Origin of the sequence: Mesorhizobium sangaii (genome assembly GCF_014207355.1) — a bacterium.
Taxonomy (GTDB): domain Bacteria; phylum Pseudomonadota; class Alphaproteobacteria; order Rhizobiales; family Rhizobiaceae; genus Mesorhizobium; species Mesorhizobium sangaii.
In genome coordinates, this window is the sequence record NZ_JACHEF010000018.1 from 1 (window position 1) to 23,303 (window position 23,303).

14 protein-coding genes and 5 pseudogenes are annotated in these 23,303 nt (G+C 58.0%); 9 read left to right on the top strand and 10 right to left on the bottom strand.

The window, feature by feature from the left end; all coding sequences use genetic code 11:
• Both HNQ71_RS33835 and HNQ71_RS33840 read right to left on the bottom strand, forming a co-directional pair.
• Window positions 1-1,468 (bottom strand): annotated as a pseudogene (locus HNQ71_RS33835) (DUF4158 domain-containing protein); the annotation flags it as partial.
• A gap of 157 nt (window positions 1,469-1,625) precedes the next feature.
• A pseudogene (locus HNQ71_RS33840) lies at window positions 1,626-1,733 on the bottom strand (IS5/IS1182 family transposase); the annotation flags it as partial.
• A 426-nt stretch (window positions 1,734-2,159) separates the two neighbouring features.
• On the opposite strand from HNQ71_RS33840, the gene HNQ71_RS33845 reads away from it, so the two are divergent.
• The 6 genes and pseudogenes from HNQ71_RS33845 to HNQ71_RS33870 all read left to right on the top strand — a co-directional run bounded on the left by HNQ71_RS33845 (window position 2,160) and on the right by HNQ71_RS33870 (window position 7,233).
• Window positions 2,160-3,185 (top strand): L-histidine N(alpha)-methyltransferase, encoded by a 1,026-nt coding sequence (locus HNQ71_RS33845; RefSeq protein WP_246462504.1) that lies wholly within the window; start codon window positions 2,160-2,162, stop codon window positions 3,183-3,185.
• 26 nt (window positions 3,186-3,211) lie between these two features.
• A pseudogene (locus HNQ71_RS33850) lies at window positions 3,212-3,582 on the top strand (IS5/IS1182 family transposase); the annotation flags it as partial.
• A gap of 806 nt (window positions 3,583-4,388) precedes the next feature.
• A complete protein-coding gene (locus tag HNQ71_RS33855) occupies window positions 4,389-4,553 on the top strand; it encodes a hypothetical protein (protein WP_184879289.1) in 165 nt (54 codons plus the stop codon).
• 11 nt (window positions 4,554-4,564) lie between these two features.
• Window positions 4,565-6,484, top strand: a complete 1,920-nt coding sequence (locus tag HNQ71_RS33860) for a flavin-containing monooxygenase (protein WP_184879292.1) — start codon at window positions 4,565-4,567, stop codon at window positions 6,482-6,484.
• A gap of 67 nt (window positions 6,485-6,551) precedes the next feature.
• A complete protein-coding gene (locus HNQ71_RS33865) occupies window positions 6,552-6,776 on the top strand; it encodes a MobA/MobL family protein (protein ID WP_281391498.1) in 225 nt (74 codons plus the stop codon).
• A gap of 256 nt (window positions 6,777-7,032) precedes the next feature.
• Window positions 7,033-7,233, top strand: coding sequence for a DUF982 domain-containing protein (locus tag HNQ71_RS33870; protein WP_246462511.1), 201 nt, complete (start codon window positions 7,033-7,035; stop codon window positions 7,231-7,233).
• 331 nt (window positions 7,234-7,564) lie between these two features.
• Here HNQ71_RS33870 and HNQ71_RS33875 read toward each other — a convergent pair whose 3' ends face one another.
• Together HNQ71_RS33875 and HNQ71_RS33880 are read right to left on the bottom strand one after the other, a co-directional pair.
• Complete coding sequence (locus HNQ71_RS33875; RefSeq protein ID WP_184879298.1) at window positions 7,565-8,365, bottom strand: hypothetical protein; 801 nt, start codon at window positions 8,363-8,365, stop codon at window positions 7,565-7,567.
• 84 nt (window positions 8,366-8,449) lie between these two features.
• A complete protein-coding gene (locus tag HNQ71_RS33880) occupies window positions 8,450-9,952 on the bottom strand; it encodes an AAA family ATPase (RefSeq protein WP_184879301.1) in 1,503 nt (500 codons plus the stop codon).
• Window positions 9,953-10,711: 759 nt separating this feature from the next.
• On the opposite strand from HNQ71_RS33880, the gene HNQ71_RS33885 reads away from it, so the two are divergent.
• From HNQ71_RS33885 to HNQ71_RS33895, 3 genes are all read left to right on the top strand, one after another.
• On the top strand, window positions 10,712-12,013 hold the full coding sequence (locus tag HNQ71_RS33885; protein WP_184879304.1) for a DUF2235 domain-containing protein: 1,302 nt from the start codon (window positions 10,712-10,714) through the stop codon (window positions 12,011-12,013).
• A 214-nt stretch (window positions 12,014-12,227) separates the two neighbouring features.
• The gene (locus tag HNQ71_RS33890; protein ID WP_184879307.1) at window positions 12,228-15,455 is read left to right on the top strand and encodes a phosphoribosyltransferase-like protein; all 3,228 of its coding nucleotides are present in this window, start codon (window positions 12,228-12,230) and stop codon (window positions 15,453-15,455) included.
• A gap of 348 nt (window positions 15,456-15,803) precedes the next feature.
• On the top strand, window positions 15,804-18,011 hold the full coding sequence (locus HNQ71_RS33895) for a KAP family P-loop NTPase fold protein (protein WP_184879310.1): 2,208 nt from the start codon (window positions 15,804-15,806) through the stop codon (window positions 18,009-18,011).
• Window positions 18,012-18,025: 14 nt separating this feature from the next.
• Here the strand turns inward: HNQ71_RS33895 and HNQ71_RS33900 are convergent, their stop codons facing one another.
• From HNQ71_RS33900 to HNQ71_RS33925, 6 genes and pseudogenes are all read right to left on the bottom strand, one after another.
• Complete coding sequence (locus HNQ71_RS33900; protein WP_184879313.1) at window positions 18,026-18,838, bottom strand: ComEC/Rec2 family competence protein; 813 nt, start codon at window positions 18,836-18,838, stop codon at window positions 18,026-18,028.
• On the bottom strand, window positions 18,839-19,675 hold the full coding sequence (locus HNQ71_RS33905; RefSeq protein WP_184879316.1) for a hypothetical protein: 837 nt from the start codon (window positions 19,673-19,675) through the stop codon (window positions 18,839-18,841).
• 188 nt (window positions 19,676-19,863) lie between these two features.
• Complete coding sequence (locus HNQ71_RS33910) at window positions 19,864-20,700, bottom strand: ComEC/Rec2 family competence protein (protein ID WP_184879319.1); 837 nt, start codon at window positions 20,698-20,700, stop codon at window positions 19,864-19,866.
• Between the two features lie 462 nt (window positions 20,701-21,162).
• Window positions 21,163-21,864, bottom strand: a pseudogene (gene scpB / locus HNQ71_RS33915) (SMC-Scp complex subunit ScpB).
• A gap of 2 nt (window positions 21,865-21,866) precedes the next feature.
• Window positions 21,867-22,655, bottom strand: a pseudogene (locus HNQ71_RS33920) (DUF1403 family protein); the annotation flags it as partial.
• Window positions 22,656-22,712: 57 nt separating this feature from the next.
• Window positions 22,713-23,303 (bottom strand): Tn3 family transposase (locus HNQ71_RS33925; RefSeq protein WP_184879322.1); only part of this gene is annotated, 591 nt, incomplete at its 5' end.

The window sequence follows — 23,303 nt, forward strand, 5'->3', positions numbered from 1 at the left end:
CGCGGCATAAGATGCTCGTCGATCGGCCGGAAGGATCGGCTGCCATCGACCCAGATGTCCGCAGATCTAAGCCGGTCCCGCAAAGCCGCGAGCGTTGCAATCTCATAGAGACGGATCGGGCTTCTCCTGCCCAAGGATTAGCCGTCGATCAGCTTGGCTGAGGTGGGTGACCGGGACGCGATCCGGAAGGGTCCGCCGCTTCTCGGCATAGAGCCGTTTCAGCAGCGAAATCGCCGCAAGAAGGGGATCGTGGCGGCGCGCTGAGCGGAACGTGAACGCCTGCAGGAACGCACCGGCATATTTGTTGACGGTCGCATATTGCTCGGCCGCCAAGGTCAATGGCGACGCCTCGTTGTCTTCGACCATCGACTCAAGCTCAGGCTTCATCCGAATCAACCGGTGCCACCCAACTTCCTGATCGAGAACCTCCAATGCGTTCCGGCCATAATCGTTCGCGGACTGCAGGGCTGTGATCGTGTGCAGGAACATGCGCAGTGCCTTGGCGGTATCCGGCCTGCAGTCCATGTGCCGCTGCTTCTTGCGGTTATTGGCTTGCGAGAACAACCGACCTATCAGCTTCATGAACATCGACACTGCATCGTCGGTGAGCTTCTGGCCGAGCTTGATAATCTGCGCCACGATCAGCGCGATCGACGGCTGGCATTGAAGTCGTTGGCCAGCCATGCAGGTGTGGCGTTGCCCTCACGGATCATCTGATCCCATCGTCCAGATGGTATGCACACCTGCAATTTCGCGTCGATTTCCAGCTTGCGCAGGAAGGCAATCCGTTCGGTCAGCCCGACCAGGTTTGACGCACCTGGCGCTTCTGGCGCCGAGCGCAGCCAATGAAAGCGCGTCTGGCCGAGGGCCGGGTCAACCTCCAACAGCTTGTCCAATGACGCAAGCCGATCAGGCGAGATACCCTCGATAAGTTCTTTCTCAGCCCGTCGGCGAGCGATCGCGCGACCGCCGAGGCCGATCTTCTCGATGGAATGCAGCGAAGGCAGGAGTGCGTTTCGTTTCCGGAGCTCGGCAATGACTGCTGTCGCGATCGGCAACCCGTGATCGCCGTTGGCCGCCGCATCGATTGCAGCCACAAGAGCGGCGCGGCGATCGTCTCTAGATGCAGTCCGGAGACCGAGGTAAGCCATCAACGATCGGCTGTGATCGAAACGCGTCTGTACTCGATGCGCATAAAAGGCGTAGAGGCGCGCGTCGATACCGAGCTGATCCGCAAGATAGGTGATCACAGCCGCAGGTGGCTGCTCGTTGTCCCACAAGAGCCGCCCTGTTTGTCGCATCGTGCAGAGTTGAACGGCGAAGCCCAGCTCTGCGGTCGCCGGCGGAGTTCGCATTCCAATCTATCTGCCGGGTCCAGAGTAAAGTGACGGATCAGACTATCCTCGTCCGTCGCTATGCCCAGCAGTATCGCCGCTTCCTTTGAACTGACAAGCCGTCTTCTACCCACTCGCCTTCTCCCTCGGCACACTAAATTCCAAGGGGAAGTGGTTGGCCACCGGCCGGAAGCTTTCAACCAGCCCGGTGGCTTCATCTACAGATCTATGCGCGTGTTCGCGCTTCGTTCGACCTTAGCGTGTCTGCAGGAACGGTTCTTGTTCCGACCCCAAACTGCCGCGATGACGAAGTCCTGCCTCATATTCTGGCCAGTTCGTCACCCTGAACTTCATCTTCTCAATATGATGGCGGCGGCTGGTATTGTGTTTGAAAGGCATGGCTACGCTACAAAGGCTATTGCGGTTACCGCTTGCCTAAACCCACACCAATAAAAGATCCGTGCACCAAGGCCCATATATTGTAAACGGCTTTCCTTCGGCACGTCCGATTCTCGTTTGGGCGATTCCTGAATAGCCGAAAACGGTCGGTGCACCGTCCCGGAATTCCGGTTGCCCTTGATCTATGTCAAGGATTACTCCTTCGAATCCTGTAGCCTCTCCTCTGGGTTCATGGAGATATCCCATGAACAGACTCAACGGGCTTATCGGTGGTTGCGCCGCGCTTCTGCTCTGACGAGCGAGCCGCGCTTTGGCGGGGGATCGGTGACGGCATACGCGGACTACGCGCACCACCTTCGTTTACGGCGGTAAGTGAGCCAACTGGGGAAATCCGAGGAGCCGCTAAAGGGTCGAGAGGAGATCAGTTTGAGCTTTCTTGAAACGAGTTTGCAGCTGTTTCAGCAGAAATATGCGCCTGACTTAGGTCCAGAACAATACGCTCACCACACTGGCGTCGACCGGGATGGCAATCCAATGAGTGGCGCATTGTTATGGGCTAAGGCTGAAGCTCAGAGGATCAGTAATGCGCTCGTCACTGGCACAACCAATATGGTGGATGCTGAACTCAAGTTGACCCAAAAACTTCACGAGAGAGTGAGAGATTATGTTCAATGGTATCATCAGGACGAACGATGTCGTAAAGGGGTGTCGGTTCTGGAATATGGGCCTGGAACAGTGCTAGCCTTCCAACAGAAAACGCTTCCCCTTGTAACAGGTCTGCGCGGCGAAACCTCACGTTGCACGCTCGTCGACCGGTCAAAAGAGTTCCTCGGGGACATAGCGCAATTGCCGTCCGCTTTGGGGTTGAAAATCGAGTTCATACGCGACGATATATTCTCTGGGCGACGCTATTTTTGCGACGATGAAGCGGCATTTGTTGTCATGTTTGGCCGGACATTTGGAAATCTTGCCGCCCGAATAAATGATACGCCCCCCGTGGAGGCGGTCGTCGAGACGCTGAAGAAAATATCGAATAGTGCGAAGAGGTGCTGGGTTGCGATCTCAATTGGCTCAGATCTGAGGAGGGATGTGGCGAAGTCCTACTATGAAGCGCATCCTGAATTTCAGCTAAACGTGTTCCATAGAATGAAGGCAGAGCTGCCGGTCGACGCTAATTTCGATCCCGAGGCATTTGAGTATGAGTCGGATGTAAGAGGTGAAGACCAATTCATGCAAGTCATGCACACTGCGGTGGTCAAAAGGGATCTGGACTTTTGCCTTGGTGGTAAAGAGATTATACTGTTAAGTGGTGATCGACTGCATCTAAAGAACTCGCTTTCATTTTCTGAGTTGTTTTTCAAAAAATGTGCACACCGAGCGGGGTTTGTGTCAATCGACGTGCTCTCAGACAACGCCGGCTCAGACATTCACGTGTTAGAGAAGGTGAATTAAACAGAACAAGAAATGACATGAGGCGTCAAGTCTCGGTCGCGACCACGCTGAAACGCTCGAAGGGCGGCCAGTTCGCGCTGTATGCCAAGGCTTTGCCCGGCAATCCCTCGCCACACGCTGGCGACCGTCATTTCCGACATCGAGAAAACCATCGGCGATGAGATCGAGCGCATGCTCGCCGACGCCGGCTACCGCGGCCACAATGCCCCGAAAGCCACCGGTTCCGGGTCTTCACCAGAAGCACCGCGTCACGCCGGCGATCAAGCGCGAGATGCGGCGCATGGGCCACAACTATCTCGCCGGCGAACACGGCGATGCCATCAATGCCGTCCTGGCCGCTTCAGGCTACAACTTCTCGATCCTCCTCAACTGGCTGAGGATGCTTTTGTGGCTACTGCTGCCTGCCACCACAGCAGAGCGAAACCGCGCGCGCCTAGCGCCGATCATTGTTCACGGTCGACAAACCCAGAAACGGTCGCAATCGTCCGCCACTCGTTGTTCGGGCGAAGGCGCTCGCATCATCGCAGCTGTTCCGACAGCGTTATTCATACAGGCGAGTCCGACCACGCTCAGCCTTTTGAGCGATATCCGACAATTTGTCGGCTTTGCCTATTTACATACGGCGCCTTGGCGGGCATCGCCAGATGCTAGGAGCCCCCACAAAACCACAGTTTCGCGCAGGCCTATCTCGCAAGGCTGCAGCGCCCCAAAAATCGTGATTCGTTCACAGTCGAGACGCTCGCCGCCAACATCGGCGTCGTCGAACAGGGCCCTGGGCGCGGAGTGCGTTGACTGCGGTAGGTCAATGTCGCGTTGAGGCTCGTCCGATGTACGACAATGCTGGACATGCGAGAGCGCCGGTTTGAGCCATTTCGTTGTATTAGAAAGAGTTCTTCCTTTGGCACTCATATTGCTTCTAGGCATTTGCAGGACACGCCACGGACCGACTTATCGCGCGGAGATATCGATATGATAGCACAATGGTTTCTGCCGAGCCCTACTTCCGATCATCAAGGAGCGGATCGTTTCAGATGCAGAAGTAACTGGCTGTTCGCGCCTGGTCGAGGCAGCACAGGCGCATATTCCGCTGTCGTGCCCCGGCTACCGGCACGAGGGCGCCGAGAAAACCCCCGCCGTCACGACCTTCGCCTCGCTTCATAAGCGGGTTTCGGGCGCTGCAATCTTGCCGCGGGCGTGGGAGAAGTGATCGATGCCGACGCGCTCAAGCGCGATTTGGATCAGAGATTCGGCAACTCGCTTGCCGAAGCTTCCCTGCTGCCGATTGCGGAAACTACGCCGAAGCCCAGGCAGGAAACTTGCATTGAAGTGCAGCGTCTGGCGGGTGGATCCGGATACATGCAACAGTAGGAACCTAAATCATGGCTCACTCTGCGGACCTCGACCTGTTCCGCCAACGCGTCGCCGAGGCGCTCCCTTCGGCCAATATCCCAACCCTACTACTCCTTCTGTACCGGTTCACAGGAAAGGAGTACTGGCTCAACCCGCCGTTTGTTCCCGTGAAGAGTGGCTGGGGCGACAACGATTCAGGGGGGCTCGCGGACGAATTGCAGACGAAGGTTCGCAGTGCAGCACTGGCCGCCATCATCTCTTGGCGCCGCGGCGCACAAGTCGCCAAGCAGGACCTGTCGGCAGAAGAGTTGATCCGCATGCTGACTGTGTCGGAGGCTGAGCCTATCCCGCCAGAATACGCTGACATGATGCTTCATAAGCTGCGGAGATATTCAGGCGCCATTCCGAATCCGGTGTCCTTGCCGGAGGGGTTTCGTGTGCTCATCATCGGGGCGGGCATGTCCGGTGTCGCAGCCGCGATTCGGTTAAGTCAATTGGGCATCTCCTACATCCAGATCGAAAAGCAAGACAGCACCGGCGGGGTCTGGCACTCACATCACTATCCTGGCTGCGGAGTGGACACGCCCGGGCATCTCTACTCCTACACTTTTGCCAGTGGCGACTGGAGCAAGTTCTTCCCGTTACAAAAGGAAATCGACGACTACTTCAAGCGTGTTGCCCGCGACTTTGGGATCGAGAGCTCCATCCGCTACGGCACCGAGTGCCTGGTCACCCGCTATGACGAAGAGAGCCTAACTTGGCACTCCCTGTTACGCTTGCCCAACGGTACGGAAGAAACCCTCGTAACCAATGTGGTCCTCTCGGCCGTGGGGGGCTTCACCACGCCGAAATGGCCGAACGTTTCGGGCCTGCGCGACTTCGACGGCCCGGTGGTCCACACCTCGGAATGGGATCCAGAAGTCGCGCTCGACGGTAAACGCGTGGCCGTGATTGGTAATGGGGCTTCGGCAATGCAGGTTGTTCCCGCCATCGCAGATCGGGTGGGGGCTTTGACAATCTTCCAGCGCTCACGCCAATGGGCGGCGCCCTTCCCGAAATTTCAAAAGCCGGTTCCGGAACCGGTGCAGTTCTTCTTCCGCGAGGTGCCACACTACGAATGGCTGTACAGGCTCCGGCTGAGTTGGATTTTCGACAGTGAAGTGCACGAGGCCCTGCAGAAGGATCCGGCCTGGCCGCATCCGGACCGTTCCGTGAATGCGGTCAACGACGGCGACCGCGAGACTTACACACGATACATCGAGGGACAGCTGGCGGGGCGCCCTGACCTTGTCGCCAAGGTCATCCCGTCGTACCCGCCATTCGGCAAGCGGATGCTCCTAGACAACGGCTGGTACAGAACCCTACTGAAGCCGCATGTTACCCTGGTAGACGAAGCTGCTGCGCGTGCTGAGGGCAGGTCGATCCATGCGATTAGTGGTGAAACGCATGGGGCAGACGTTGTCATCGTCGCCTCAGGCTACGATACCACACGCTATCTACTTCCTGTTCAGGTGATCGGACGCAATAGTCGGACGGTACGTGAGGTCTGGAATGATGATGACTGTCAGGCGTACCTTGGCACCGTTGTAGCGGGGTTCCCGAATTTCTTCATGCTCTACGGCCCCAATACGGCCCTCGGCCATCGCGGCAGCTTCATCTTCACAATCGAGAGCCAAATTGATTACGTGCTGAGTGTTCTGCGTCAGATGGGCGAGAATAAGCTTGTCGAAGTAGAATGCCGGCAAGATGTATATGAACGTTACAATCGGAAAATCCAACAAATGCACCAGCAGATGATCTGGAGCCATGCCGGCATGTCCACCTTTTTCCGCAACGATCGAGGGCGAATCGTAACAAACAGCCCTTGGCGTCTGGTCGATTATTGGAAGTTGTTGAAGGAGGCGGATCTCGGTGACTACCGTACCGTGCCGCAGGTGGTTCCCGATTAGAGGCTTCGGATAAAGCGGTTTGAGAGGGCGGTCCACGACCCCCGCTCGCGACTACGGCCTCGACTTCTTGACCGGGGCGGCCTATCGGCGTTGCGCTGCCATGAAGAATGAGACCTATGGTCGTTGCCACGATTTCTCGAACAAGTGGGGGGACGTCCACAGCGAATTCGCGCTGCCAACGGATGCGCCAGCATGGGCCCTTGAGCTAGCTGCGCTGGCGGGCGGCAGCGACACGCTCACCCAGGTGGAGCTGAATTTTCCGATCAGGGAAGCAGCGGTTGGCCTTCCCTGAGAGGCAGGAACTGCATTTCGTCGTGGACACCGATCCACCTGAGCGGCCTCGACAAAACGTTCGAACCCTTTGCGTGAACGGCTACCCGTCCGGCAGACTCAAAACGAAAGAGCCGCCTCATGGAAGCTGAATCAATCTGCAATCACAGGGAGGTAAAAATGACCAGTCTGGCTTTCCTTGCCCCCGTCCACGTTAAGACCAACGACGTGATCCACGACATCAACTCGGTGCGGGAGGCGCTGGTATTCTTGAATCAATGGCCCAAGGCCCGTCGGGACCGGTGTACAGTTGTGCTATCAGAAGCTGCAACGCCGCGATCGCCGGGCAGATGACAACCGAACAGGCGCGACAAGCATTTATCAGCTTTGCCAGGATAGCTAGGGTGTTTTTGGCCAGATCCGATTTTTCGCCGTTAGCAGTGGCGAGTCAGAAGCGGCACCAAGATTTCCATCGATGATATGTTGCCTTATGAGGCCGAATTCCAGTCTGCCCTTTATGCGACTTTCGGAGCACAAAAGGCGAACGTTGAGAGCGCGTCGTGTGGTTTCGACGTCAATAACCCTGCCATTCCGCGGCTCCGGCGAGCATTGGCAATGGATCGAACCGGGCCGGAAGCAGGCGGTCCGGTTCTGGAGCAAACTAGCCTGAATGGTGCCATTCCGCCGGCGACCCCAACCCGGTCATGGCCAATGTTCACCCGCTGCTCCCGCACACAGTCGGGAGCGAGCCAGGAACTCGGCACTGGTACCGACTGGCTCTGCGCCTGTGCGTGCGGGAGCGTTGGTGAGTTAAGCTCTCAACGCATCTTCCCGCTGAATGCTGAATGCATCCTGCAGCACCTGAAGTTTGGATTTGAAGCGGTCATAGTCTGGTATTGCCTCGCTGGCCTCCCCATCAAGACCAAATTCGACGGATAGAGCGAGCATCTGGTCGCGAATTCCTTTGGCATCAAGTGATTGGTCGAGCCCATCTCCAATCCGTTCAAAGAGAAAAAGACCCTGTTCGCGAGTGGCGCTTTCAGGGTGGTCTTGGAGGAAGATTTTGCGCTGCTGTTCGACCAAGGCTTTGACACGATGACGCAATCGCTCCTCTTCTGCCGCGCGGCGCTTACGGTTCAGTCCTTTGAAGAGCGCCTTCATTCGATCTAGAAAGACGACGATGCTAGCTTCGAGTGCTTGATCCGCTTTCGAGGTCTCGCACAAGGCGACGATAGCACGAGCGAGACCAATCTTATCGATATGGCTAGCATGAGACTCGGCCGCCACCTTCAGTGCGTCATAGATGCCGACCTGCTTGTTCAAGTGAGGTACGACTTCGGCGGGGGTCAACGTGATCGTCCCACCCTCGCGGAATTCAGCGACCTCTCTGAAATAGATATTTGCGGCAGCGACGGCGAGTTCGATAGGTAGGAGATCCTCCGGTTCTGTCATGGCATAACTTGGATCCTGGACGATGTCGAAATCAGCAAACTGCATCACATAGTCGGGATTGAGGAGACGGCGGACTTTCTTGTCATTTTTGCGCAGCTTCTCGGCGGCCTCGTTGCCGCTCTTGTCGGAGTCGAGGAGAATGATCACGGCCTGGCGCATCGCTATCGCGACCCCGGATCAGATAGAGCATGTATGGAACATGGCTGGCTGATCCGCATGGCACCAAAACGGTACGGTTAAGATCTAGTAACTCACTTTCGCTCGATACGCCGCGGCGCTGGATCGCTCGTGAAAGGCTGCGAGGAGAACCTGGTCGGCGGTGCCTTCGACGAGAAGATTGCAGGCGCCGATGAAAGCCGTTTCGCCGACATACGAACCGAACGCTGAGCGGAGCGGCTCGTAGTGATTCTGCGAGGCATCTTTGATTACGCGAGTACCATCTGAACCCTTGCCCTTCTGAAGTACGCGAATGCGCTCGGCACGATTCTTGTCGAGCAGAAAGGGCGAGTGGGTCACATAGACGACTTGAACCGGCCGCGCATCTCCGTCAGGCTCGGCAAAGCCGCGAAAGATCTTGAGGAGATCCTGTTGGGCCTCGGCCGAGAGGTAGGCATCAGGTTCGTCCATTAGCAGGATTTCAGGTCGATCAGGATCGGGCTCGTGCGTTTGCGACTGGATGAAGTACGAGAGGAAGTATTTGAGCCCTGCGCTGCGCTCGTCGAACGTATATTGAGTTCCAGTCCGATCCCGGATTGTGAAGACGAGATCGGACTCGAGCGCTGCAACACGAAGCTGGAAGTCGCGATCCTGCACCCAATATTTCGGAAAGTTTAGCCGCTTTTCCAACTGCTGATTGATGCTCTCGACCAAAGCCGTGACGTGGCCATTCTCGCCTGCATCGATAAACTGCCCCAACTCAACAAGGCGCTCGGGCTCGACGTTCGCAAGATGCAGCAATAGCTTACGAGCAAGCGTGTAAGATTTTCTGAGCTCATCCTGTGTGGCAGGGCTTTCATCCAGTTCGGAAATAATTGGACCGAGCTTAGGCGCCAGGCCTGGCAAGTCCTTAGCAAAGCGCGTTTGGTCGGCGGAATAAACACCACGAAGGATGTCGAGAACGTCGAATGAGCGCTTGCGGGTTTGCCGGTCACGCAAAACGCCACTTTGTCCGGTGACAAGTTCAGAAGTCGGCAGCGCGCCAGGTAGTGCGACGTTTGATTGGATCGTGAAGACCCGAGGTAGCACGGACTTGCCGAAGTCGCGTGCGGCAGCATTGAGGAGCTCCTCACGATGAAAGATTCCGGTTGACGTCGAGAAGTATAGCTCGAGCTTGTCAGGACCCTGGCGGAACATCAGGAAAGACTCAAAGCTGTCAGGCGCGCTTGCTACCTCGGAACGGATCTTGCCGACCTCGTCCTCTGTCACGTCACTCCAAGCAATACCAAGATGAGGCCAAAAGTCGTTCCCTCTCTCGACATTGAAAAAGTCGCAATATCGGCACAGATCCTGGTGCTTGAAATCCTCGCCGCTAATAGCCTTGCTGATCGCGCCCAACAAGTGACTTTTTCCGGATTCGTTGGCGCCGACAATAGTAGTGATGCGAGCGTCTATCGGAACTTCTATGTAGGGGTACCACAACTCTCCGATCATTTCCCACGGGCGAGGTTCAGCGTCGCGATGCGCCTTGCGGTGATGATCGTAGTTGAAGGATTTATAAAAACGCGCGTAGACTTTGTTGATTTTCATGAAAGGCCCTCCCGTTCCCCTGCCAACATCTTTTCGCGTTAGTGCCTATCCAAATCAAGTGATTATTCATTGAGGTCGTTAGGTTCTACAAGGAGTGACCGCATTCGGCGCAAGAAGGATCAATATGAATCTGGACCGCCCTTAACGCTGAATTGTGGGGACAGACTGCGGCAGTCGTAGCTGCGGCTTATCGATCGTTGAGCAGTTGAGCAGAAGATGCCTAGCGGTGCTCCGAGAAGGCGGCTCAATACTGAGACTTACGTGTTGGTGACGACCGGCCAAGGCAGACCAGAAGAGGATATCCGCGTGACGCGGCATCTCCTCGGTGTCGATTTGCTCAACATAGTCCACTATCCGACGTTCCAAAGACAGGACGCAGAAACGGCTGCTTGCGGCATAGAACGACCATACCGGCCGTCTCTGCTCTGGAGTACATTGCACTGTAGCAGCCTGGGGCCGTGATCGGGCGGGCAGCTTCAGGCCTCGAACATTTGAGAGCGGATATTTGAGTCGGCGCAACGTCGTAGTGACATTGACCCATGGCGGACCTTACGGCGAAATCCAGCCCTTAAGTCGACGACGCGACCTCATCCGAACTCCCTAAGCCGGATTGCTCGCTAGACACGCGAGAACAAACCGGGCCAAACGGGGCTTTATTTGAGCGCGCGACGTGCGCCGAATCAGCAGACGTCTTATTCTGCGGCCAGATCGCCGATCCTCTGGTGAGTCGGCCAAGGGCGTGTAGCCGGGAATTAGATCATGAAGACCCTGCGATTGATTGAGCGGATCGCACACTGGCTCGCGCTCGTTCTAGGCATCGTGGCCATCGTCGCGATTGGGGTAATTATTGGTCGTCCTTCGGAAAAAAGTGGCAATCAGCCTAGCTTTGCAGGCGCAGAGCGGCAGCAAAAGCGCCTCGTGGTTTTTCTTGACGGCACATGGAACAGCGTCAACAGCAATACGAACGTCTGGCGCATGCGAGCGCTATGTGCCGCGAATGGCAAGGATGGCAAGCCCCAGCTCGTTTACTACGAGGTCGGGGTCAACGGTTTCCTGGGCGGTGTTTTCGGCCAGGGGCTCGATGAGAACATTCGTCTGGCTTACGAATGGCTTGTCGAAAACTATAACGATGGCGATGAAATCTTCATTTTCGGTTTCAGCCGGGGCGCATTTACAGCCAGAAGCCTGGCTGGATTGGTCGCCATCGATGGAATCCTGAAAGCAGGCTCCCCCATCGGCGTGACCGAACTTTTTGATCGCTACAAAGAAGGAGACGAGGAAACCATCTGGAAATTGAAGGAGAAGGCAGCTTCGGGAGACTTCAGCAACCTGACAGAGCAGGACAAATGGCTGCTCAAATACTCCCAGTCCGCAGAAGTGAAGGTAATCGGTGTGTGGGATACCGTCGGTTCCGTTGGCCTGGCGGCTGGGAATATTCCGGGTTTTAGCCGCTCCACGTTCAATTATCTCCAGACGGGACTACGCATCCATATCCTGAACGGCTATCACGCCCTTGCCATTGATGAGCACCGAAACGACTTCGCTCCCACGCTCTGGGATGTTCGCCACCCGAAAGATCAGAACGCAGTCATCGCACAGGCGCGGTCGCTCTCCGCCGTTGAGCAGCGCTGGTTTGTGGGTGCTCATGGCAATGTCGGGGGCGGCTATCAGACTGATCTTCTTGCACAGGCCCCGCTACGCTGGATGATGAAGCGGGCGGAATCGCAGGGACTTTCGTTCCGATCGGAGGTCGATCTGGATGGAGATGCTCTGACAGCACCAATTGCCGACTCCTATAAGTCGTTTGGCTCAGGATTGTACGCCATGGTTTCTCCGCCTCTTTATCGCACCATTGGTCGCGAGCCGGACGTTCGGGAAGATGGAAGCCACATCAACGTCAACGAGACGATCGACGCCAGTGTGTTCGAGCGGTGGCGGGCTGATCCCACATACCGCCCGGCCAACCTTGTCGAGTGGGCACAGCGCAAGAAGGTGGATCCCGCCCAGTTGCGAGCTTCCGTGCGGGCTGACGATCCCCGGGTGGACGTGCCCGATCAATAGTGCGTGCGGGATGGTGATTAACGTCGGCTTCGGGGCCGTTTGCTGACCGACAGGTTTCGGACGAGTAATGTACGATTCCTGCCCTTCACGGGCCGACGCTTCGGATACTAAAGACTGGCCATCATTGGGGTGCTGAAACCGCGATGGATTGGCATCAATTTCATCTGGACCCTTCGCCGCCTTTCCTGTCTAACCCAAATAACAGGAAGGATTGGTGCTTGTGGCTGTAAGTTCAGGGTTGGAAAAAGTTGAAAGGCTAGTCGCGCAGCTTGAGGACGCGCTGGACAGCGAAGATCGGGAGAAGGATGCTCGCACGATTCTGCGGCAGACCTTAATTGTGCGGCTGCCAAACTCGCCCGAGAGTGGCAGCGTGGCGGACGCGATCGAGGCTTTAGCCGCGCAAGGCGATGCTATGCAATCTCTTGAGGCAGCGACTTTGCTGCGCTGCCTGGGTCGCGATGCGATGGTCAGCAGCGCGCGTGAGGCATCCATAGAGCGCCCTGTCGTGACGATCGTCGAGCGCGCCCTGCCAGAGCTTGCCAGCTTTTGCGGCGCCGTTCAGAAGCGACAGACCTATGAGAAATACGAGGTCCTTAAGACTGTTCACGGACGCGCCGAAGAGACTCTTGCGCCATTCGTCAACGTGCCGGCCGATCTCGACGCGGTTCTGGGCGCTCGCCAACTTCTGGCGCGAACGCTTAATAACCCATTGCTGAAGGCCTATTGCGCGCCGTCGCACTTGGCTCAAATCCGGGCCGGGTTTGAGGTGGTGAACAACAAGCTGGCGCGCCTCCTCAAGGACACGGCCAGCTTGCCGGCGAACATGATGGACTGCAAGCAGGCAATCAGGGATCAGCTCGCCTACTGCGAGGCGCATTCCAACTTTTTGACCAAGCGGTATTTCGCAACCTATCTCACGATCGCGGATGCGGCGCTGGAGAAATTCCTCACCTCTGTGCGCGGGCGCTTCAAAGCCCAGATCGTCCCCCGCCTGAGCGACGGCGGCATATTGCAAAAGCGCTACCCCTTCCGTGAAGCGGGTCGCCAGATCAAGCTTTCAATTCCCCTCCGGAATCTCGGACCCGGGATCGCTTCGAACGTGACGGTTCAGATCGAGGCTGATCCCGAACGTTTTCTGTTCGCCAACGAGGAGCTGTTACTTGGGAGCGTCGCCGCGGGCGACTTCTCGGCCGTATTCAACGGCGAGGTGATGACTGAAACCGATGCCGTCGTGTTCCTGGTGTCGGTTAAATGGGACGAGACAGGGGGTTCAGAGCGCCAAGGGGTCGAGTTCATGGCAACTGCAAACGCCCAGCGCAGTGATATCGACTGGCAGGCCCAGACGTACCGGCGTCCCTATAGCACCGATGTCGCCAAGGGCGACACCTTCGTAGGGCGTGTCGACAAAGTCCAGGCGCTCGGCAACAAGATGCTCCGGACTCCAATGGAGTCCTTCTACGTCACTGGGCAGAAGCGGGTCGGGAAAACATCACTTGCCCTAGCGGCTGTCGCGTTCGCGAAGGAGCACGCGGCAGAGCCGGGGATCGAATCCAAATATCTTTTGTGGGGCGCCATAGCCAACGCCGACCCTGCGGCCTCGCTGCGTGAGTTGGGCACACACATTGCCGAGTTCATAATCGACAGCTTCCCGGCTGGGGTGCAGACGCCCGCACTCAGCTTCGACGGAAGCATCGCCGCACTCACCCGCCTCGCCGACATCGCCGCAAAGGTTCGCCCCGGACTGAAATACGTGATCGTGATCGACGAGTTCGACGAGATCCACCCCGAACTCTACCAGCATGGCAATCTTGCAGAAACATTTTTCGCCAACATCCGCGCTCTCACGACTTGCGAGAACGTCTGCCTGATCCTCGTCGGCGGCGAGAACATGCCGTTCGTGATGGATAGGCAAGGCCAGAAGCTGAACAAGTTCGTCCGGGTTCCGCTCGACTATTTCTCGCGCGATTCCGAGTGGGAAGACTTTCAGCTTCTTGTTCAGAAGCCCAGTGCCGACGTGCTCGAATGGCATGAAGACGCGATTGCCGAGGTGTTCAATGTCACGAAAGGAAATCCCTTCTTCGCAAAGATCGTGTGTGCTGCAGTCTTTGAGGATTGTGTTCGCGAGCGCGACTCGGATGTCACGGGCCAGGAGGTCCGATCGGCTATCGCCGCCCAAGTGCCGACCTTCGACACCAACGCCTTTGCCCATCTCTGGCAGGACGGCATCCACAAGCCGGTCAACGAACGCGAGCCGGACATCCTGCGCCGCTGCCGCACGTTGGTGCTAGTCGCGCGTACGGCACGGCGAAACCTGCCGGTCACTATCGAGAACCTGCTCGCGCAAAAACACGGACTGATGCTGCCCGACACCGAGATCGTGCCTGTGCTGCACAATTTTGTCGGCCGATCGGTGCTGCGTGAGAACCAGGGCCAATATACTTTCGTGCTGCCGATCTTCCGTGCATGGCTGGTTGAAGTCGGGGGCAGCCGGCTAATCGCCGACGCGCTTGGGGAGGAACTGGCGCACCATGTTCAGGCTGCCGAGGATGAGGCTTTTGTCCAGTCAAACGAGATCGCCGCGTTGGTTAGGAGCTGGCCTACCTATCAGGGGCGCGAGATCACGGGCGACGAGGTGCGCGCTTGGTTCGAACAGGCCGAAGGTCACCGCCAGCAGCGTCTGTTGTTCAAGCTCCTGCAGCACCTGCGCTTCTACGGCGACGTGGAGATCCGCGAAGCGCTCAAGACCTTACACAGCTTCATCCGGCCATCGTTGCCGACGTTTGTGATCCGCAAACGAACCGATAGGCGGTCGGACGTACTGCTCACCTATGCTGACGGTGAAGGCAAGAGCGGTCAGTTCTATACATCTCGCTATGCGGAAACGAACGGGCTCGCCGCTAAGAGCATCATCGCCCCGTACCACTTCTCCGAACAAGTGCGAGAGAAGATGGGGGCCGGGCTAAAACCTGCGGCCTTGCTCTTCCTCGACGATCTGGTTGCGAGCGGTCAGTCGCTTGCTAGGAACTTGAGCCGCTTTATAAGCGTGAATGAGGTTTTGCTGCGTGAAATGAACATCCCAGTTACCGCTTTGGCGCTTGCAGTCACGCCTGACGGCGACGAGATGGTTCGCGATGCCATGGGCGTGTTCGACTGGCTGCAGTTCGACTTGCGGTACGTCGATATCATTGGGCCGCGAGAGCAAGCCTTTGGCAAAGACCTGGGCATCTGGGCGAGCCAGGATGAGAAGGAAAGGGCGAAGGCACTGTGTCGGGATCTCGGCTCGCTGATTTATCCGCACAACCCGTTCGGCTTCGGCGATCAAGGCTTGCTTGTCAGCTTCCCCGTGAACTGTCCCAACAACACGCTACCGATCCTACACTCACCGTCGCGCGCCGAAGCGAGCCAATCGTGGCATCCTCTATTCCCGCGCGCGATCCATTAGCAGATATGGGCCATCCCCCGTCCACAACCACTACTCTTTGTGGACGCGCAGCTCTTATTCCCGATGATCGTTGGCTCGTCTGGTCTCGTGCTCCCGGTCAAACATTTGCTTCGGTGGAATGTAGTCATTGCGCGGATACTCGCCATCGCCAGGTGGAACTTTGTCGGCATGTGTTCCCCCAAATCAGCACGGGGCCATTAGCTGCATTACAGGTCTTCCGAAGACGACCTACGTTCGAGGCTATTTCCGCAAGAACGGAACCTATGCGACCATACTATCGGAGCCACCGATAGAAGGGCCGCAGGGAAGCAATTTCCGCGGAGTCGCTGCTGGGGATGAGACCTACATATGAAACGGACCGACCATTCCGTAAGAGGTGATCGCGCCCTTGACGACGGCGATGAAGACAAGCTTGGTTTCCGCGAGGTTGCGAAACGAATTGCGGTATCACTTGTCGACCGGGCCTCGGAGGACGGACTGGTTGTGGGATTGGAGGGGGCTTGGGGCTCCGGCAAATCCAGCCTGCTCTATCTGGTCGGTGAAGAACTCGAGAATCTGCCACTCTCGCGACGGCCGACTGTTATTCATTTCCGGCCCTGGCTGATCGGCAATCGGGATGCCTTGATCAGCAGCCTGTTTACTGAGTTGTCTAACCAGCTGGATCAGGCTGCGCTGGCCGCTGGCGATGCAACAAAAATATCGATCAAAAAGGCCAAGGAGGCCGGCGAAGCCCTTCAAGCGTTCATGTCGGGGTTAAGCAAGGCTGGCGGTTTGGTTGAGTTTGTAGGCGATATCACGGGTGTCGGGCCACTCAAATACGCTGGCACAGGCATTAAGGTCGTGGGAGATGCTGTCGCCGGCAAAAAAGCGCCGCCGCAACTAGCGTCTCTCAAAGACAAGCTGGTTAAATCCCTGCGGGACCTCGGCCATCGCTTCGTGGTGACGATCGATGATATAGATAGATTGGAACCAGCCGAAATCCTTGAAACACTCCGCCTGGTTAAGTCGGTGATCGATCTCCCGAATATGATCTATCTGCTTTGTTATGACAGCGAGGTGCTTGCCCACAGCGTCCAAGAAGCCGCCAGCGTCCAGGACGGGGGTGCATTTCTGGAGAAGATTGTTCAGCTGACGGTCATGGTACCTAAGCCGGAAGCGTTTCAGTTGCGCCAGTGGTTTGCCGAGGAACTTCAGCAGATCGCCTCCGTCAAAGACGATGACGAACGCGAGCGCCTCCGTCAGGTGATAGATTATGAAGGTGGCCGCCGACTGCGCACCCCTCGATCTGTGGTCAGGACTCTGGATGCAATCCGCTTCTTTTGGCCTCCCTTGCGTGACATCCATGCCGATCTCGCCGATCTCGTCTGGCTACAACTGATAAAAGACGGAAATCCGTCCCTTTATCGCTGGATTGAAGCCTATTGTGGATCGGCCGCTGCGCTGTCTCTTGGCACAGCGCGCATCGACGACGCCGAGAAAAACCTCCAATCAGCCTCGCTGGAAGCGGCGGCTGGGAAGTCTGCGTTCGACGATCACATGTATCGGCATGTGTTTGCTTCGCAGGTGCCGGGCCTCACACCCAGTTTTGCAAAGGACGATTCTCCATTCCAACTTTTCGAAAAAGTTGATGACCGGAAGAGAGACATCGCGATTCGAAAGCGGCGTTTGGCGAGTCCTGATCACTACAGGCTCTATTTTGCCATGGCGAGCCCGTCACACGCCCTTACACAAGCCGACTTCGATGCGATGTGGCGAGCGCTGGCATCCGGTCCGCAGGAGGCCTCTGCGTTGCTGCTGGCGCTGCATGCTCAAAGGGCCACGGGATTGCTCAGCAAATGCGATCTGATGGTCGAGCGGATCAAGGGCGGGGCTTATGAGATTTTGGATGTCCCGCAGTCTCGCAACCTACTCCTGGCCCTCGGCAACAGCATGGACGAAGCTTTCCGGCTGCGCCCTTTTGATGGATTTGCATTTAATTCCCTGTGGGACAGGACTCTTCCCCTCATCCGTCTCGTTTCCACTCGTCTCACGCCAGCTGTGCGCGATCGTACAACTAACGAGATGTTTGAATCCGGCAGAGCGATTGGCTGGCTCACCTTCGTCTTCAGACGTGAGGTTTTCGCACACGGGCGGTATGGCGATCAGGATCGTCCCGCCGGCGATTGGCTGCTGGTTAGCGAGCGGCAGCTGGATGCCGCAATGCGCATCATGCTCAAGCGGTACAAAGCGATGGCCGTCGCCGAAATCCTACAATCGCGCAGCCCATTGAGCCTGCTTTACGCTTGGCTTCAGGCGGGTGATGCAAAAGGACCGCGCAGAAAACTGGCTGCGCACATCAAATCGAATGAAGGGCTGTTACAGGTCCTCAAAGGGCTGACATCTCAGATCAACAGCAGTGATCGAGGAACGTTCGATGTGTTGAAAAAACAAGACATCGAACCGTTTATGGACTTCGAAGATGTCACAAGGCGGCTGACAATCCTCGCTTCAAAACCAAAATTCAAAAGCAGCGCAACTGAGATGCTAGAGCTCATCAAAGACGGCGATCGGTACTGAGCTACGGCTGCCACCTAAAACACGTCGACGAGGACTCCCTGCGGACCGGTCTGAATTCGCACACGGCCATCCTTACGAGTGGTAAGCACGCGTCTGCGTTTACCGTTCAAATCGATGCCGCGGCATCGCTCCCGGTACCAACGCTGCGTCTCTTGGGTGGCGTATTCCTGTCCAGAATCGGATACGACGATAAAATAGGGGAACAGGCCAGTCTCGCGAAATAGGCGATCGCTGCAGCCGTTGCGCCTGCCGTGATGGGAGGCTATCAGAATATCAACCTCGCCCATCGCTGCCCGAAAACTTTGCCGCTGCAGCAGTCTCTCCCATCCCGCAACTTCCATGTCACCGGGAAAGCAGATGCGGATGCCGTGGCTCTCGATGATTGACACCAGGCTCAGGTTATTTTCGTCTTCGAAGTCGGACGGGTAGTTGTTCCAGAAGCATCGAATCCTGAAATCGCCGTAATCGACATCGCCGCTGAGCGGTCCCGTATAGGTCGTCATCATATTTGCCAGCGTGTCTATGCCCCTGCCAATTCCGCCGATTTTTTTCAATCGGCGAAGGCTGTGCGCCGACACCGAGGGATTTTTGGTCAAGGTGCGTATGTCGACGACCCGCACCAGATTGTGTAGGTCGCTCGCATGATCCTCGTCAAAATTCGATATAATCAGCTTGTCGATATGGCGAATGTTCTTGCCGGGCAGATAGGTGGACGGCCGCCAGTTTGTCGTAGAATTATGACCGGCATCGATCAGGACATGCCGGCCGGTATCCGTGACAATATGCGAGCACTGCCCGTGCTCAACGTCAAAAATCCTGAGATCCATCTAGGCCGCCGTCGTCGATGCGTTGGGCAGCATGCGGCGCAGCCTGATCGTATCGCAGGCGGAAAGCAGCGCGGTCGCGTATTGCACCCCGGCCTCCCAAACCCATTGCCTGGTCACGACAAAGACCCAGATGATGATTGCGGCCGCATTGACGGCCATGGCCGAAAGCACGGCCGGCCCGAGCGGCACGAGCGCGCCGATTGCCATGCGCCAGTCGTGCTTCTGCAACAGATTGAAAAACCCCGGATTGCTGTAGACGATCGCACAGGCCGACGCGGCCAGCGTCAGCCCGCAGATGATGATGCCCACCGGCTTCAGGCCACGCAGGTTGCGGCGGAAGCCGTATTGCGCATTTTCCCGATGAACCATCGAAAAGTCTTTGCCCCGCGCCATCTCCTTGAGCCAGACAACCGCCGAGTCATAGACCGCGTCAGCTCCTGACGGATCGACAGCTTCCTGTTCGGCCGTGGGGAACGCCGGCAAGTCCGGCACCGCCGAGCCCAGGAAGCTGAGGTAGCGCTGGCGCGTGTGCCGATCGAGATGGCTGTCGCGGTGGCGCAGGATGATGGTCGTCGGCCACCCACCCCATGCCTTCCGCAGACTCGGCTCAATGCGCCGCCCCTTGGTGCGGGCATAGGACCCGAGCGCGTAGAGGAGGCCGCACGAAGTGGCAACCGTCAACAGCGTTGCGCCGATACTGGACAGAAGCAGCCAGGGGAACCAGGCAAAGACCGCCAGCAGTGGCGGAAAGATCGTCAGTAAGCCCGGAAACAGCCGAGCCTGCCGGCCATAGCCGTCGAACATCTGAGCGATATCGGTAGTCAAGGGGATGGCCATAGCCTATTCCTCATACTCTTCGGGATAGGCAGCCGGCGCGCATCACCACCTTGCGCGGATGGTCTTCGTCTTCCTTGGCGGAGCTGATGACCGCGGTGAAATGACCCTGATGAGGCTGCAAACCTGTGCGGTAAGAAGATCCTTCTGACCGCCGACACTGGGCGGGACGGGCTGGCGGAGGTCATCGCCTATGCGCCCTCTGCGGGCCTGCAGCTTCCGGGCGTCGACCGGTTCCAGGTCCCGCACCATGGCGGCCGACGCAACCTAACGACAGAACTGCTGAATTTGATGCTCGGAGAGCCGGTGGACAGCAAGGTCGCGGGGCTCCACCCCTCCCGGGACGGAGCATTCCATGCTGTCCGGAAGCTCACCCCTTCCGTCATGTGTAGATTGGCGCCGCGATGGATCATTGCGCCCCACGCGGCCCGGATGTAGGCCACCGCGCTTTTGGCTTTTTCCACCAGCGTGGTCAGGAACCCGTCGAAGGCCGACGTTTCGGTCTTGGCTTCCGGAGTCTTGTCGGAGGTGACCACCAGGTCCAGGAAACGGTTACGCGTCGGCGCCATCACGCGGAACGCACCGATCGCGGCCCCCTGGAACGCTTCGCGGATCTCGATGCCCTTCCGCTCTGCGATTTCTTCCAGTGCTGCCAGGTTCGCGTACGCCGAGCGCAGCTTGGAGCGCAGCCGGTCGACGTCATTGTACGTCTCGAACCTGTCGACAATCTCCGCAGCATGGATCCAGGGCCGGTTCATCCACAGCACGCCAACATCGAAGTGCTCGAGGATCTCCACGAGGCCGCGGGCGTGGTCACCGTCATTGTGGGTGGCGACGACGTGGTGGATGAACGTCGGGTTTCCGTAGTGTGCAACGATGTGGTCACGCAACGACTTGCCGGTGTCGACGTAGCCGCCGTCAACGACATGGATGTAGGTCGCGCCGTCCTTCTCGTACCGCAGCGCGATCGCGTCTCCGCTCTTCTTGGTTTCAACGCCAAGAAAATCGATCTCAAAATAGTCTGCCATTTTTTGGGTTTCCTCCCGCCAATAATTTGCATAATACAAATTTCAACTTCTGCGTCGAAGTGTTGGCGTCAGATGTGAACGCCAATGCTTTCTTACAAGAGAGGAGGCGTAGAAAAGTGACGAAAAAGAAACCAGGTTTGGAAGGTCCTCACATCGGGTCGTGAAACAAGGGATTTTCCCTCGAATTTCTTCGATCAGCCGCGCTCGAAGTCCATCGCTACCGGATCAGCGTATTCCGGCCGAACCTGGCGTTAACCTGATCAATGGCCCATTCACCGCCGACGTCCGTCGCGGTAGATCGTCGCAAGGCGACGTCTGCACTGCGAGTCTGGCCACTGCACAGCCGGCGTTGTTCGACAGGACGATCACCGATCGACCGCTTAACGACGGCGCAAAGGCATGCTCGCAACTGCGGTACGCGTCATCGAGTGTCTTTAAGGTCTTAACGCCGCAACGCCCCACTTACGAGATCTGATCTCCAACGAAATCGTCCTCGCCTTCTCTGTTAGCCAAACCGGCAGGGATACCGCCAGCCAGCAGCTTTTCTTTCGACAGCAGCCCTGCGTCCTCGAGCGCCTCGAAATCCGGCAGCTGGCGCAGCGTGTCGAGCCCGAACTGCGACAGGAACGTTTTCGTCGTCACATAGGTGTAGGGCGCCCCCGGCTGCGGGCTGCGCGGCCCCGAGGCGATGAGGTCCTACCCGCGCAGCACGCCGATCAGGTCGCGCGACACCTCCTTGCCGAAGAAGGACGACAGCTCGCCACGGGTGATCGGCTGGAAATAGGCGATACACATGAGGACAAGAGCCTCCGACTGCGACAGTTCTTTTTCGCCCTGGCCGCCTTGCTGGCCGAAGGCGGCGTGGATGACGTCGCCAAAGGCGTTTTTGGTCCGGTGCTGCCAGCCGCCGGCGACCGCGACCAGTTCATAGGGGCGGCCGGTGAGCTCGGCGCGGATGTCGTCGATGATCAGCTCGAGATTGCAATTCCTTCCCACCACCCGCGCGAGGACACTACGTGTCACCGGTTCATTTGCCGCAAAGATCACCGCTTCGACCCGGCCCATCCACTCACGCCAGCGCAGCTCCAGCGGCAGGTGATCGAGCTCGGTGTCAAGCAGCGCCGGCTGATCGTTCGGCTTGTGGCGGGAAGAGGCTTCGCTCATCGCTAAAGTCCAAACAGCCGGAAGGTGGGGCGGCCCGACAGCTCGCGCACGGCATCGAGCTGCTGCAGCCGCTCGAACAGCCGCCGTGCCGCAAAACGCGACAAATTCTTGGTCGTCAGCGAGCCGGAGACAGCGTCTTCGTTGAGCAGCAGGAAAATTGCTTCGCCGGCACCCTTGGCGCGCAATTTCGGCGCCACCGCCAGGAGTTTTGCGGCGCGGCGCGACAACTCGTCAGCCAGCCGGCAGGCCTCCGCTGCCGCTTGAACAAACGCCACGCAGACCGCGCGCTCAAAATCTCTCTCCGCGGGTCGGATGCGCTTGCCGCCGCCGGCCTCGGCGCGGAAGGACGGGCCAAAGGCTTGCGCCATCAGGAGCGGCAGCGGTCGCGGCCAGCGCAGGCTTTGCGCCAGCACCAGGTCGGCGAGCCACCAGGCCAAAAGCTCGGCATCGGGACGCATGGCGACGACGCGGGCGGCGATCGCCGCGGCGGCAAACGGTGCCGGCCGCCCCGAGCGCGCCAGGTCGTCGATGTGTTCACAAAGCGCAGCCAGCGCCTCGACATCCCAATGGAGGCCAAGCTGGTCGAGTATCTTCCTGAGCCGGTCAGGGGTAGCGACGGGCGGCTCCCCGGCCAACTGCCGCCAGGCGCCAAAGATGGTGCCGGCGGGTCCGGGGTCGGACCCGGCCTGGCGCAGATACCAGGCGTCGCGTAGGGCGGCCGCGTCCTCGGCGCGGCCGGCGAGCCGCATGCTGGCGGCGGCGCAGCGAAGCGCCAGCCGCTGCCGCCAAGCAGGGGTCAGGACAAGAGCAGTTCAAAATCTTGCGCTAAGAGCGAACGTAGTGAGAACTTATGCGGCACGCCGTAGCCCAACCGGGAGTCTCAGCGACCGGAACCCTTCCGGCAGATGCTGATCGCTATCCCATGTGTAGATGCCGGTCAGATTGATATGCTCCCAGCTCAGCGGCGAGATGTGCTTGAGCAGGTGATCCGGAATCTCGCGACGCATTTTGCGCAAGTGGGTGACGGCCCGCTCGATATAGACCGTGTTCCAATGGACGATGGCGCTGACGACGAGGTTGAGGCCGGAGGCGCGGAAGGCTTGGCTTTCGAACGATCGGTCACGGATTTCGCCGCGCTCGTGGAAGAAGACGGCGCGCTTCAGCTTATGCGCCGCCTCACCCTTGTTGAGGCCGGCCTGGCAACGCCGGCGTAGCGCTGGACTTGAGTACCATTCGATCATGAACAGCGATCGCTCGATCCGGCCAAGTTCCCGTAGCGCCCTTGCGAGCTGGCTTTCCTTCGGTGATGCTGACAGCTTCTTCAGGATTGTAGACGGCACCACTGATCGCGTCGTGATCGACGCCGCCAAATGGAGCAGATCATCCCAATGATCGAGAATCAGAGTTGCGTTGATCGGTGCCCCGATATGGTTCGACAG